Here is a 14443-nt window from a genome sequence, read left to right as displayed (position 1 = left end):
TCAAAAAAACTAACAACTTATGATGTGCTCTCTAATGGGAAAATTAAACGTGCTTCTAAATTTCCAAAGATAAAAAGATCAATTATGAAATTTATTTATCTTGGTGTAACAAATAAAAATACAATATTTAAATTAATCTCTTTATAAGAATAAAGATTAACCAAATTATGCTGCCTAATAGTCCTGTACCTAATATACTATCAAAAGCATTTTTTACTGCTGAAGTTTCATCATTAGACATCGTTTTTAGGTAACCAATATCGGCTACTATCCACTCGCAAATATACAATGCTACAATTACACTGATAAATACATCTAATATCATTACAGCATTCTCATTAGAATATGATGTTATCACCACAAATGATATAAAAGAAATAAAACTATTGTTCAATAAAATCCTATTAAAATCAGATAAAGCAGATATACCAAACGACAGTATAACTAATATAAATCCAACAATATATAAATTTACAGCTGCCGTTCCAATAATTACTACTGATAACAAAAGAACAATAAAATATTCCTTTACTGTTCTTTTGTTCCATAATAATTCATCGCGTTTTGTTATTAACCAAGATATTATTACAGTAATAACTTGAAATATTACAGTTAAAAGTGTCATGCATGCGACTAGTTTCATCTTATCAGTGTTCAGAAATGTCATAAAAAAATATAAAGTTTTAATAATATTAAATTTAATAGTAGAAAATAAAATTAAAGACTTTGGATTATATATCATACTTATCGTAATAAGATATGATCTCAAATCATTTATATCGTATTTAAATGAATGGAATAGACTATTCATAAAATAGGCAATTGAACTTTTTCCATACATAAAAATAAACAAAATAATTATAATAAATGTAACTATAAATTTTACAGCTTCTTTATCTATTTTATTCGTAAATTCGATCCATAAAAAACTTACAGTAATACCAGTTATGATAGAAGTACTAAATACTGATTCTATTAAACTACTATATTTTAACAAAGAAATATTCTTACTACTTTTAAGATAATTTATAGTTTGTCCTTGTATAAGTTGCACAACACTTTTATTATTCATTATTAACCATAACAAAAATAATAAAATTAGTGGATATATCAAAAAATAACTAATAGTAAACCTTTTAAATTTTTGAGCTTCAAATTGAAATTTAAATTCCCCCTTATCACCATGATGATTTTTATATAATGGGGACGAACGAAATATACCTTTTAACTTACTAAAATTATTTTTCATATTAATGAACGGCTCTTTTCTTTCCAATATTATCTAAATCAATAAATTAAAATCACTTTTGTCACTAGAAAAGTACATTTTTGATTTTATACTATATAAAAACGGTAAGTATCTGAACTAAAAAAAGTTTTTCCCAGACACTTACCGCCTATTTTATTTTTAATTTAGATAAATTCAAAAGTAAGCTATAGCTTAGTTTATCACAATTTTACCAAATCTTAAACTTTATCAGCTTAAAAATCAAACAATTTCAAAAATATATAATTTTTACCCTTTATCAAATATACATATTTTATAAGTATATATATTTCCCTCTTCATCTGTAAATACTAGTAATATTTTGCTATTCCTTATATTTTTATAATCCAACCTTAGATTACTTAATTCAGCAAAATTATGAGGTTTTATTAAGACTTCAGTCCCTGACGACTTTACTTTATTAATAGATTTCTGGCAGCCACTATCTTGACTAATTAAACAATCTAAATCAGTCCATTCAGCCCATCCTTGAAACACTAACTTTTTATTTGCAGCAGATTCATTTTTCAATGATAAATTTAAGAAATCATTTCTATAAACATATGGTTTTCCATTATAAGTCTCAGGTAGATGATTTTTTATTGTTAATTTTACATTATCCTTTAATGGTAATTGAATTAATCTTATTCCAATTAATGTCATTAAAATAGAAAGCAAAACATTTATAGTCGAAAAAGATTCTGAAGAAACAATTGATTTAATAAAATTTTGTAAGTGAAAACTTTTATAACAAATTAAAAGAAATAGTTGAACTATAAATATTACTAACATAATTACAAATATAAATCGAGCAGAATTATAACTAATAGACTGATATGTAATTCTATATGAATAAGATACTATTAACTTTATCCCCATTATTAAAATAAAAATAACAATAGGGAAATCACACCATAATATAATAGAAAATCGATTGTTATCTAAGATAATGTCTAATCCTATATTTACTAGTATCCAAAAAGTTACAAAAATCATTATTGACGTTGCTAAAATATATCTATATTTAGTCATTATTTTCATCCAAATCCATTACACAAAAACTCCAGCCCATCAAAGGCTGGAGTCAGTTTTAACAAAAAGGTTATTCAAAAAAATATACACTACTTCAAGTAATGCAACGCAGCTAATTATTCCTTTTCAAGCTTCTTGCCTAAGTCGATAATATATTTCTTCAAAGCATCGCGAGTTTCAGGGTGTCTTAAACCATATTGAATTGAGGTTTCAAGGTAGCCTTCCTTGTTACCTACATCAAAACGTTGACCTCTAAAGACATGTGCAAATACTCGTTGAGTCTGGTTCAAAGTATCGATGGCATCAGTTAATTGAATTTCACCACCGCGACCTGGCTTTTGATTCTCAAGAATTTCAAAAATTTCCGGTGTGAGTAAGTAACGTCCAATAATTGCAAAATCACTTGGTGCCTTGTCAACGGCAGGCTTTTCAACAAATTTCTTTACATTGTAAAGATCTTTATCCACCTTGCCTTCAGGATCAATCACACCGTACTTGGAAACTTCCTTATGCGGAACCTGCATAACAGCAATTGTTGATGCATGAATCTTATCGTAATCATTCATCAATTGCTTAGTTAATGTAATTTTGTCCTTCATTAAGTCATCACCAAGCATAACAACGAATGGTTCTTCTCCCACAAAGCTACGTGCACGATAAATTGCATCACCTAAGCCAGCTGGATGTGGTTGTCGAGTGTAGTATAAATTAATTCCCAAGTTAGTAATATCTTGAGTTAATTTCAATAACTTAACCTTACCAGTGGCTTCCAAGTCTTGTTCAAGTTCTGGGTTAGAATCAAAGTGATTTTCAATTGCTCGCTTATTCTTACCAGTAACAATTAAAATATCTTCAATTCCTGCAGCTTTAGCTTCTTCAACAATAAATTGAATTGTTGGCTTATCGACAATTGGTAACATTTCCTTAGGCATAGCTTTAGTAGCTGGTAGAAAACGGGTCCCCAAACCTGCAGCTGGAATGATGGCTTTTCTTACTTTCATAGTTAGACCTCCATACACATATCTATATTAATTATACCAAAATGTATAAATTCTTAAGAAACAAAACGGTATATATTAACAGCTCGATCCTCTTGTTATTTGATTCATTTACTTTATATAATGTATTAGAGTTAAATTCTACGGAGGAAATTATATGAACAAGATTAAAGTAATGACTGTTTTTGGTACCCGACCAGAAGCAATCAAGATGGCACCACTTGTTTTAAAATTAAAGCAAGATGAACGTTTTGAAGAAGTTACGGTTGTTTCAGCGCAGCACCGTGAGATGCTTGATCAGGTACTCGATATTTTTAAAATTAAGCCAGACTATGACTTTAACATCATGCATAAGAACCAGACTTTGGAAGAAATTACTTCTAAAGTTATGATTGATTTGGCTAAAGTAATTAAAAAAGAAAAGCCTGATATTGTTTTAGTTCATGGCGATACTACAACTAGTTTTGCGGCAGGACTTGCCACCTTTTATGAACAAACAACTCTGGGGCACGTAGAAGCCGGTCTTCGTACTTGGAATAAATATTCACCGTTCCCTGAAGAGATGAATCGTCAAATGACTGATGACTTGGCAGACTTATATTTTGCTCCAACTGAAGTGTCCAAGGCTAACTTATTAAAAGAAAACCATCCAGCAGATAATATTTTTGTTACAGGTAATACAGCTATCGATGCGCTTCATGAAACTGTTCAAAAAGATTATCATCACGATGTTTTAGATGAAATTAAACCAGGCAATAAGGTTATCTTGGTGACAATGCATAGACGAGAAAATCAGGGCGAACCTATGCGTCGCGTATTTAAAGTCATGCGTCAAGTAATCGATAGCCATGATGATGTAGAAATTATTTATCCGGTCCATTTATCACCAAAAGTACAACAAGTAGCAAATGAAGTACTCGGAGGTGATCCGCGAATCCACTTGATTGAACCGCTTGATGTGGTTGATTTTCATAATTTAGCTAAGCGGAGCTACTTCATTATGACTGATTCTGGTGGCGTTCAAGAAGAAGCACCAAGTCTTGGTAAACCAGTACTTGTGCTTAGAGATACTACTGAACGTCCAGAAGGCGTTAAGGCTGGCACCTTGAAATTAGTGGGCACCGAAGTAGATAAGGTAAGAGAAAGTATGCTTGAACTGCTTGAAAATAAAGAAGCATATGACAAGATGGCTAATGCCAAGAATCCATATGGAGATGGTCATGCCAGCGATCGAATCATGAATGCAATTTATTACTACTTCAATAGAGATACCGCAATCAAACCGAATGATTTTAAATAAACATTAGTATAAAAAAACTCGAAATTTAAATACGAATTTGTAGTGGCCCACATTTTTCGGTCACTTCATTGATATTATGCGACTAAGAACTTATTTCGATATTCTATCGGAGTAAGTTCTTTTAGTTTGTCCTTAGTTCTTTCTGTATTGTAATAGTTAATGTATTTTCTAATGGCTTGTTCTAGTTCATCAAGTGAAGCATATTTACTTTCCTGACCGTAGAACATTTCTCGTTTCAAGATGCAAAAGAAGCCTTCCATTAGACCATCGTCTGGAGAGCATCCTTTCCTAGACATACTTTGTTTGATCCCACGAACAGCTAATTCGTGCTGATAAGCTTGATGTTGATATTGCCAACCTCGATCTGTATGAAAAACTAGGCCGTTTAATGCATGACTATTTATGTGAGATTCGACGATAACCTGGGGCAACATAACGATTCTTAATTTCATCATAGATTTCTCTTATGCGTGTCATGATATCTTCGTAGTGTACCCGGTCTTTATCTTCACGAGTATAAACATCATAGTAGTTACTACGAGAGATATGCGGTAAATCTTTGTTGGAATTAATGATTTCGATGATCTTCTTTACTCCGAGCCCCAATTCATGCCTTAATTCAGTTATTGCATACGCTATTTCCGTTTTGGTTGGCTTTTTCTCTTTTGAACCAAGGCATCCAATTTTTTTATATATGCGTTTTCGACAGTAAGCTTTAAATTCTGGCGACGCAGCTCTGTGTTTTCTTTCTTGAGCCGCTCTAGTTCGGTCAACCTTTTCTTGCTCATGGGTTAGTCGTCCTTTCTTCTTGATAACGACATTATACCCATTTTCTTTATAGGAATGACTCCAATTGCTTAATATGCTTCTACTGGTTAAGCCTAAATCAAGAGCTACTGCATTCACTGTTTCATTTTCGAAAAGAACTCTTTTAATTGCACGTTCTTTGTATTCCTTAGAGTAGTTGGTATAAGGTTTATCAAGAATAGAAAAACCATGAATCTTAATCAGTTTTATCAAATAGTTTACATTTTCCCTGCGTATTCCATATTTTTTACCTAAATAAGTTCCGCCTCTATTTTCTAAAGTCCATTCTTCAAAAATATAAATTTTATCTTGTTTGGTTAATTTGGACATAGTAAACATTCTAAGCTAAATAGTGAATTAGTTATTCGACGGGATAATTGATTCACTATTTTTATTCTTTTGTAGAATTGAGATAGTAGTAAAACAATATGCCATGAGGGCTTTAGACACTTGATGTCACATAGTAAACTGGCAGTTTTACTTAGGTTTTCAATAGTCTCTTCGAAGAATGTGGACACAAGAGATGTCGAGTTTAGAAAATTAGATCTGATTTCTTAAGTAAATACGTTTTACTACTTGGCTTTAAGGAGGTTTATCTTATGCAAGTTACTTTTGGAATTGATGTAAGCAAGTCTACTTCTACTGTTTGCGAGCTTATTGGTGAAAGCAAAAATGAACTGACAATTACCAATGATCGTCCTGGTTTTGTTCAGCTGCTCAAAGAACTGTCTGCTTTTTCTAAGCATCCACAAATAATCTTCGAAGCTACAGGAGTCTACTCACGCAGACTGCAGACTTTTCTTGAAGACTATGACTATGATTATATAATTCTTAATCCGCTTAAAGCTAAAAAGAAAATGGATCTTGGGTTAAGATACAACAAGACTGATAAAACTGATGCTTATCATTTAGCATTAATTCAAAAGCTGCATCATCATCCTGTTAATCAAATTCAATCTCAAACCTATAAGCAACTTAATTCACTGAGTCGTTTCTATGATCAGTTAACAAGCGATTTAGTAACGGCTAAAAATAGACTTCATCAAGCCTTACAGTCAACCTTTCCTGAGATTGAAACTTTATTTTGCTCTGCCAAAGGCAAGAATTACTGGCAAATAGTACTCCATTATCCTCACTGTGATTTAGTGAGAAAAAATGATAAAACGCAAATTATTAATTGGTTGATGCAGTTAAAAGGCATTGGCTTTAAGCATGCTCAAAAAACTACAGATAAACTAATCGAGTTAGCCAATAAAGCTTATCCTGTTGTTTCATGTAACAGTGTAGAAGCCGAACAGGTGCAATACTATGCTCAAAGTCTCCTCAATTTGAGTGATCAAAGAGAACAGCTAATTGAGCGAATGGTCAAGTTAGCCAAATCCTTGCCTAATCATGATTTAGAAAACTTGGAAAGCATTCCCGGTTTTGCTCAAACTACCGCAGTTAGAGTCTTGGCAGAATTAGGAGATTTACGCAGATTTAGTAATCCCAATAAAATCAACGCTTTTATTGGGATTGACCCAGGCAGATATCAATCAGGCGAAATGGATTCTAACTTGAGCATTTCTAAGCATGGCAATGCAGTGGCACGTAAGCTGCTTTATCGCGCTATTGGTCAAATTGATAATGCATCAAAGACCAACCCTTGTCATATAGCAGACTATTATGAAAGCAAAAAGCTATCATCTCAAACCAAAGGATTCAAGAAGATAGCTATTGCTTCAATACATAAATTAATCAGAACGATCTATGCTCTGATTATCAAGGATCAACTATATGATTACAACGTAGCCACACATAACCAAAAAGACTTTAGTCGTAATTAATTGATCAAGTACATTATAAAACGAAGCTTGTAAAAATAATATATTTGCAGGTTTATTTGTCATACCATCTTTTAAAAATAATTCGCCCATAATTTCTATATATCAAAAATACAATAAAAAAACAAAGTCAAACACCCTATTGTGCTTGACTTTACGTAGAAAAAACCCCCGAAATTCATATCCGAATTTCTAGGGTCACTACATTTCGAGTTTTTTTATACTTTATTTAGCCAAACAAACTAAAATTAGCAACTATTATTTTACATTTTTCAATTTATCATTAACTATTTTCTTTGCCTGATCAATAATAGGTGCCTTAAAAAATATAATCATTACACCATATATTATTACACCAATAATAATTTCTAATCCCATCATTAGCCAACTATCTTGGAAATGCTGATTCATCCAAAATACAAGAACAAACATAATTATCCCTGACAATAAATATTTCCAAGAATTTAAAAAAAGTTGTCTATAATTTAGTAATCCTTTAACAGCCCATAGTTGATACAAAGTAACTGAAATTTCAGAAATAACAGTAGACCACATTGCACCATCTAAACCCCAATTATGAATTAACGGTATATTTAAAATAACATTAACAACCGCACCTACTGTTACTGAAACTGTAAAATCACGTTGATGATTAATAGGTAACAAATATTGAACTCCAAGTACATTGCTCCAGGCAATCATCAATATAACAATAGATTCTATCATCATAGCTGGGCCAACAGGATCATACCCTGGGCCATAATATTTTGGTGCTAATGTTAAAGAAATTGCAGCTAAGCCAAACATCATTGGATATGACACAGCCGAAACAAAATCAAATGATTTATATAACATTTGATTGACTTCTCGCATATTTCCTTTTGACACGGCATTAGCAACATGAGGAAGCATGACAGTACCTGTTGCAGTTACTAGAGCTAAAATCAGTTTAACCAGATTATCAGAGTATTGATAGTATCCCGCGGAAGTTTCACTTACCATACCACCAAGCATAGTTTTATTTAATTGAACATATACTTGTGTAGCAATTTGTGGAATAAATAATTCTGCCATAGGCAAAAAATGTCGCCATGGATTTAAAATATTTATGTTAATTTTAGGAAGATCTTTTTTAATATTAGGCCATAAAGTCAAATTTCCTAATAATGTTGAAACCGCTAAAACAACAATATATAAAGTCACATCATATGGTCCCTTAATTAATAGGAAAATTGCTGCCATAGATATTAATTTAACAAAAGAATTTTTTAAGACTGTAACCTTAAAGTCTTCTATTCCTTCGTAAAACCAAGATATATCAAATGCAACTGCCACTAAATTAATGGATTGAGCGATCATATATTCAGGTTGTCTTGTATAGAACATCATGAAAATTTCAAATGCAATAATAGACAAAAGTGTCATCATTGTTTTTACTATTTGAATTTCCCAAAATGTTTGCGCCATCTTATGTGAATCTTCACGTACATAAGCAATCTGACGATTACCATAATAGCCTATGCCCATACTTGCAAAAAGTATAAAATATTGAATTATTGAATTAGTAAATGCATTTGCACCAACACCTTCAGGTCTAAGTACCCGACTAACATAAGCTGATGTAATTAAAGGTACAATAATTGCTAGTACTTGATATCCAACATTATAAAGGTAATTTCTTACAACCTTCATAAAACTTAATCACCAAATTCACTATTAACGGTATCAAGCGCTGCTGCAATAACTTGATCCATATTGTAATACTTATATTGACCAAGACGTCCACCAAAAATAACTTTATCCTGCTTTTTAGCTAATTCTGCATACTTAGCATATAAGTCATTATTACGCTTATTATTTATTGGATAATAAGGTTCATCACCACGTTTCCAATCAGCTGGGTATTCTCGAGTGATGATTGTTTTATCATTGTCACCTTTTCCAAATTCAAAATGCTTGTGTTCAATTACACGAGTATATGGAATTTCTGCTTCAGTATAATTGATCACTGCATTTCCTTGGTAATTATTTACATCTTTTTCTTCAGTTTCAAAACGAAGTGAACGGTATTCTAGTTCACCTAATTTATAATCAAAGAATTTATCAATCATACCAGTATAAATAATCTTGTCAAAGTTCTTTAAGTAATCATCTTTATTATCAAAAAAATCAGTATTTAATTTAACTGTGATATCAGGATCACCCAACATATTTTCAACCATCTTAGTATAACCGCCAATTGGAATTCCTTGATAATCATCATTAAAGTAATTATTATCATAAACTAATCGAACTGGAAGACGTTTAATGATAAAAGCTGGAAGCTCTGTAGCTTTTCTGCCCCATTGTTTTTCAGTATATCCTTTGATTAACTTTTCATAGATATCTCTACCAATTAAAGAAATAGCCTGCTCTTCTAAATTTTGCGGTTCTTTTCCAGCCATTTCTTGACGTTGCTCATTGATCTTAGCCATAGCTTCTTGTGGTGTTCTAACACCCCACATTTCACTAAAGGTATTCATATTGAAAGGTAAGTTATACATATGTCCCTTATAATTGGCAACAGGACTATTAGTATAGCGATTAAAATCCGCAAATTGATGAACATAATCCCAAACCTTCTTATTAGAAGTATGGAAAATATGAGCACCATATTTATGAACTTGAATGCCATCTATTTCTTTAGTATAGATGTTGCCTGCAATATGGTCTCTTTTTTCAATTACCTTAACTTTATTTCCACGTTTTGCAGCCTCGTGAGCAAACACAGCTGCAAAAAGACCAGAACCTACAACTAAATATGTCTTCACTTTATTTTCCCTTTCTTTTGCTTAAAAATGTAAATTAGTAGTATCCATGACATTATTATTAAAATCAAAGTAGAATTTAGTCCTTCATAAAACTTATTAGAGAAAAACAATAATGCTACAAAGCTTCCTAAATATCCATATAACAGTATACTTAATCCGAATTGCAATTTACTATGTAATGCTAAATGATATATAAATTCTACGACTATTGCCATGATTAATGTTAAAAGAAAAACACCTTTATAACCAAAATCATATAACCAAGGGTAAAATGTCGTATACACATTTCCTAAAGATAAACTTCCGATTGCTTGATATGGTAAATCCAACTTATAACTAGGAATATTTAGTCCAATTAATTTTGAAACCAAAGGAATTATTGTAAAAAATGTTTGCTGTCCAAATATACTTGTTTGCAATGGAAAATTATTATTTAAGATGAATTCATTTAAATTCTTTATTTGTGCACCTATATAAATACTAAGATATTCATCCCAATTATCCATTCTTCTACCAAATAAAACGGCTGTTAGGGGCAATAACAAAAGTAATATAATCAAAACTAGGGTTATTCTCATAACAAATTTAAACTGCATTTTAAAATTCAATTTATTGTTTTTCCACAATATCAAGTAACAATATATAACCCAAGAAATGATCATATAAATAGAATTGCCACGCGATCCAGTAACAAATGGAGCTAATATACTAATAAACATATTAATAAATAAGTCAAATCTAAAGTTTTTCTTTACAATAATATATAGAAAAAAAACATAACCTGTATATAAACCACTTGCTAATATGAATGCCAAGAAAATATTAGCAATTTTCGATAATGCAATAGGCTGCCCTATATAATTGGGCAAACTAGATTGGTTTAATGCCGAAGCAGCTTGAAAAATATTATTTATTTTAGTAACTTCTTTTAGATTCCTAATTACATAAATAATTAATAATAACTGTATAGCAAACAATATGTATGATTTTCTCGTGCTAATATAAGGCGCATTTAATTTTGATTTTTTACTATTTTTATATTGAAATTTAACTACAGACAACAGTTTATTAACTAAATATGTCACTATAATAAATTCTAATATGGCACCACAAATAACTAAGTATGTTTTTCTATTTAAAATAAGTTGCCATTTATTTTGATTAATTAAAGCAACCAAAGAACAAATAAAAAAAGTTGTGCTTAAAAGAAATGCTGGAGAAACTAAATTTCTATTATTTAAATAATAAGATGTTATAGATAACCCTAAGAGAGTAATGACTAATAAAATCATAAATATTAAACCTTACTAATTAATTTATATATGAGTAGTCAACGACTTTTTACATAAATTATGAACTATGGTATATCCATTAAAATTTATTTTTCTCAATATTTTAAGTAGTTTTATTTTTTTACTATTATTAAAGGTTGTGACACCCTCATATAACTCAATAGAATTCTTTTTTAAATATTTATCGAATTTTATCAATTCTATTTTTGAGTTTTTACTTGATTTTAGTGACATTAATAACTTATATTCATTAACTAAGATCATATTAACTATATTATTTTTAAAAAAGCTTTTCATATATGAAGGAATTTTATTTCTTTCTTTTTTATAAAAGTTCACCATACTTTTTGCTACCCTTAAGTGTTGCGCCCTTCTAGCTCTCATATTATCTATATTAACACTTTGATCAGAGGAACCTATATTATAGTTATATACAGGTTCATTAAGTAATAATACATTCTTAGCTTTTAAGAAATAGTAAATAGAATATTCAACATCCACATAAAAACAATGTTCATCTATTTTATAATTATTTTCCTTTAACAAAGTAGTCCTGTAAGTCAAACTATGCATTGCTACCAATAAGTCTTGATAAATATCCTGCAGATTTACGAGTTTATTATCAACAATACTCTCCTTATTCGAAGACTTTAAATAACCTATTAATTTTTTATGATTATTAACAATATTTACTCTATAATACGGTGACATAACAACATCAGCATTGGTTTTCTTCAGATGACGTACTAATGCTATGAAACCTTGTTTTTCAACACTATCATCAGCATCCACCATTTTTAAATACTCGCCCTTAGCTTCTTCTATTGTCTTATTAATTGTAGAACCATGTCCTCCATTTTTTTTATTAATTAACCGTATACTATTAGGATATCTATTTTCATACGTAGCTACAACACTTTGTATGTTATCTGTGGAGCCATCATTAATAACTAAAACTTCTATATCATTTTTTACTTCATCAATGAGTAAACTATCTAAACAATTAGAAATAATTTTTGCCGCATTATATGCAGCTACCCCGATAGTTAATGTTTTTTTCTTCAATCTTTTTCCTCTTCTTTAATCTCCAAAATTTCATCAATTTTCTTATCCCAATTAACAGATTGAAAGAAACGTCTGGAATTTTCACTCATCTTCTGATAATTGACAAGTATTTTATTTAATTTTTCTAAAATTTCTTTTTCTTCTAATTTTGAAACCGTATACCCCATTTTATACTTTTCAAAAGGATATTTTAACCCTAAGACATCAGTTCCTAGCATTGGCTTACCAAATGCAGAGTATTCATAAATTTTATTCGGTGCACAATATAACGCATTTAATATTGAATTATTACCAACTCTTACTGGAAAATATGGTAGTAATCCAATATCTGCTTCTCTTGTTATTTTCAAATGATTCGGTGATGTTATATATGGTATATATCGAATATGGGGATATTTTTTACAAAGTTCTTTACTATATTTATTTTGTTTTCCCATTATATAAAGACAAAATTTATCACTTTCATTTTCAATTGTCTTTGCAAATTCATCTAATTTTCTATCTTTATCAAATACACCTTGATATAATATTTTTAATCGTTGATCACTTCGCATTGTCTCTATAATATCTGATATTCTTGAAGTATCATCATCTTTATTTTCAAAGTTAATTTTATATGGTTTATTGGGTAAAATTTTAGGAGTTTTTTCAAGATCCCACCATACCTTTTGAATATAAGCTCTATTTATTTCAGGTACCACTATCTTCCAAGCATGATGGGCATATTTAGTTATATTGAATTTAAATAAATTTTTTTTAGGAATTAAAGGGAATTTTGGCACGTATTCAACTAATTCCATTAATTGCATAACATGTTTGTAATTAAGCAAATCAGGTCCAATTTCTCGAACAGTTGCATCCGTAGTTGTCCAAATAATATCATTATTTTTCATCTCCTTCTTTACCCATTTTCTAATTAGCTTTCTATTTTCAAAAAATTTATAAGTATTTTTAAAATTACCATTTGAAGCATATGGCAATAATTCCAAAACTTTTAATTTATCACCATAACTATCTAATACATTATTTTCATCTCGAGTAATTATAGTGGTTTTAACTTTATTAGCTATTAAAGCATCAACCAGACTTCTAACAGGCGGAAAATCGCTAATTTCTCTATTATGTACAATTAAAACTCTCATATTTTTCCTTTTCTATTTGATATTTTTTATTACGGGATGGAAATTATATCCAGCTCGTGTGCCTTGAAAAATAATATTCAATCGTTCTTTTTTATGATCTTTGCTCTTAAACAGAATCCGTCCACAATGCAGAACTAAACGAAAATATTGATACATTTGCCCTTGCAATCCCATTTCTTTAAACAAAACAACTTCATTTCTATATGCAAGTTTATATCGTTTTAAACGATCAACGCTATCTAATGCAATATTAGACCCTTCATTCAATTTAGTTTCATGATACACAAGACTATTTGTAACCAAATAAGATGGAAATTTTTGGGAAATTCTTTGGCTATATTCCAAATCATCCCCCCAAATAAAGAATTCTTTTATAGGTAATCCTACTTTTTCTACTACTTCTCTTGAGGTTAGAAACGAAACGAATGTTCCCATTTTAATTTGAATAACCTTTTTTGAGAAATCATTTACTTGCTTGGTAAGTTTTATCTTAGGTATATTCATTTTACATACTTCTCCATCTTTCCATAGGGCTTTACTTACCAAAAAACCAAAATTTTTTTTCTCATTTACTACATTCATTAATTTTTCTAAAGCGGAAGAAGTTGGAATACAATCATCATCCATTAACCAAAAATATTTATATCCCATTTCATAAGCTAGTTTTATTCCCTCATAAAAGCCACCAGCACCACCAATATTTTTTCCAGTCGAGTGATAAATTATTTCGTTTGAATTAATTAAAGGCTGTAACATTTCTAAAGTACCATCAGTACTCATATTATCAATAATAATGATATCAGCTTTTTCTGTTTGCTCTTTTAGTCCTTTAATACATTTTTTTAATAATTTTTTTCTATTATATGTAACTACTATCGCTGCTATATTATTCATAATTTTTCCCTAC

Annotated in this window: 11 protein-coding genes and 1 pseudogene; 2 read left to right on the top strand and 10 right to left on the bottom strand. The window is 30.1% G+C overall.

The annotated features are described in order from the left end of the window. Window positions 1-127 precede the first annotated feature (127 nt). From SO785_RS00350 to galU, 3 genes are all read right to left on the bottom strand, one after another. Window positions 128-1249 (bottom strand): mutant sensor protein, encoded by a 1122-nt coding sequence (locus SO785_RS00350; RefSeq protein ID WP_003549899.1) that lies wholly within the window; start codon window positions 1247-1249, stop codon window positions 128-130. 267 nt (window positions 1250-1516) lie between these two features. Beyond that, entirely contained in the window at window positions 1517-2299 is a 783-nt protein-coding gene (locus SO785_RS00345) for a hypothetical protein (protein ID WP_011254550.1), read from the bottom strand. Between the two features lie 116 nt (window positions 2300-2415). Further along, window positions 2416-3300, bottom strand: coding sequence for a UTP--glucose-1-phosphate uridylyltransferase GalU (gene galU, locus SO785_RS00340; RefSeq protein ID WP_011254551.1), 885 nt, complete (start codon window positions 3298-3300; stop codon window positions 2416-2418). Window positions 3301-3454: 154 nt separating this feature from the next. Here galU and wecB point away from each other — a divergent pair, with 154 nt between their 5' ends. After that, window positions 3455-4597, top strand: coding sequence for a non-hydrolyzing UDP-N-acetylglucosamine 2-epimerase (wecB, locus tag SO785_RS00335; protein ID WP_011254552.1), 1143 nt, complete (start codon window positions 3455-3457; stop codon window positions 4595-4597). A gap of 74 nt (window positions 4598-4671) precedes the next feature. Here the strand turns inward: wecB and SO785_RS00330 are convergent. Beyond that, a pseudogene (locus SO785_RS00330) lies at window positions 4672-5734 on the bottom strand (IS3 family transposase). Between the two features lie 269 nt (window positions 5735-6003). On the opposite strand from SO785_RS00330, the gene SO785_RS00325 reads away from it, so the two are divergent. Next, window positions 6004-7230 carry an IS110 family RNA-guided transposase gene (locus SO785_RS00325; protein WP_003549893.1) on the top strand — a complete coding sequence of 409 codons (1227 nt, stop codon included), beginning with the start codon at window positions 6004-6006 and terminating at the stop codon, window positions 7228-7230. A 255-nt stretch (window positions 7231-7485) separates the two neighbouring features. Here the strand turns inward: SO785_RS00325 and SO785_RS00320 are convergent, their stop codons facing one another. The 6 genes from SO785_RS00320 to SO785_RS00295 are packed head-to-tail and all read right to left on the bottom strand — an operon-like array spanning window position 7486 to window position 14430. Further along, window positions 7486-8919, bottom strand: coding sequence for a flippase (locus tag SO785_RS00320; RefSeq protein WP_003549892.1), 1434 nt, complete (start codon window positions 8917-8919; stop codon window positions 7486-7488). 5 nt (window positions 8920-8924) lie between these two features. Then, entirely contained in the window at window positions 8925-10037 is a 1113-nt protein-coding gene (gene glf / locus SO785_RS00315; RefSeq protein ID WP_021721589.1) for a UDP-galactopyranose mutase, read from the bottom strand. Next, complete coding sequence (locus SO785_RS00310) at window positions 10034-11329, bottom strand: O-antigen polymerase (protein WP_011254557.1); 1296 nt, start codon at window positions 11327-11329, stop codon at window positions 10034-10036. The genes glf and SO785_RS00310 overlap by 4 nt, the downstream gene beginning before the upstream one ends. A gap of 24 nt (window positions 11330-11353) precedes the next feature. Next, on the bottom strand, window positions 11354-12394 hold the full coding sequence (locus tag SO785_RS00305) for a glycosyltransferase family 2 protein (protein ID WP_003549884.1): 1041 nt from the start codon (window positions 12392-12394) through the stop codon (window positions 11354-11356). After that, complete coding sequence (locus SO785_RS00300; protein WP_021721590.1) at window positions 12391-13536, bottom strand: glycosyltransferase; 1146 nt, start codon at window positions 13534-13536, stop codon at window positions 12391-12393. Before SO785_RS00300 ends, SO785_RS00305 begins: the two co-directional genes overlap by 4 nt. 12 nt (window positions 13537-13548) lie before the next feature. Beyond that, complete coding sequence (locus SO785_RS00295) at window positions 13549-14430, bottom strand: glycosyltransferase family 2 protein (RefSeq protein ID WP_011254560.1); 882 nt, start codon at window positions 14428-14430, stop codon at window positions 13549-13551. Window positions 14431-14443: the final 13 nt, after the last annotated feature.

This window comes from Lactobacillus acidophilus (genome assembly GCF_034298135.1).
GTDB classification, from domain to species: domain Bacteria; phylum Bacillota; class Bacilli; order Lactobacillales; family Lactobacillaceae; genus Lactobacillus; species Lactobacillus acidophilus.
The sequence above is the reverse complement of the archived record's forward strand: the minus strand, read 5'-3'. Positions and strand labels throughout refer to the sequence as shown.

Coding starts and splice junctions, on each gene's coding strand:
- SO785_RS00350 (WP_003549899.1), bottom strand. CDS start 1,249: ATGAAAAATAATTTTAGTAAGTTAAAAGGTATATTTCGTTCGTCCCCA.
- SO785_RS00345 (WP_011254550.1), bottom strand. CDS start 2,299: ATGACTAAATATAGATATATTTTAGCAACGTCAATAATGATTTTTGTA.
- galU (WP_011254551.1), bottom strand. CDS start 3,300: ATGAAAGTAAGAAAAGCCATCATTCCAGCTGCAGGTTTGGGGACCCGT.
- wecB (WP_011254552.1), top strand. CDS start 3,455: ATGAACAAGATTAAAGTAATGACTGTTTTTGGTACCCGACCAGAAGCA.
- SO785_RS00325 (WP_003549893.1), top strand. CDS start 6,004: ATGCAAGTTACTTTTGGAATTGATGTAAGCAAGTCTACTTCTACTGTT.
- SO785_RS00320 (WP_003549892.1), bottom strand. CDS start 8,919: ATGAAGGTTGTAAGAAATTACCTTTATAATGTTGGATATCAAGTACTA.
- SO785_RS00310 (WP_011254557.1), bottom strand. CDS start 11,329: ATGATTTTATTAGTCATTACTCTCTTAGGGTTATCTATAACATCTTAT.
- SO785_RS00300 (WP_021721590.1), bottom strand. CDS start 13,536: ATGAGAGTTTTAATTGTACATAATAGAGAAATTAGCGATTTTCCGCCT.
- SO785_RS00295 (WP_011254560.1), bottom strand. CDS start 14,430: ATGAATAATATAGCAGCGATAGTAGTTACATATAATAGAAAAAAATTA.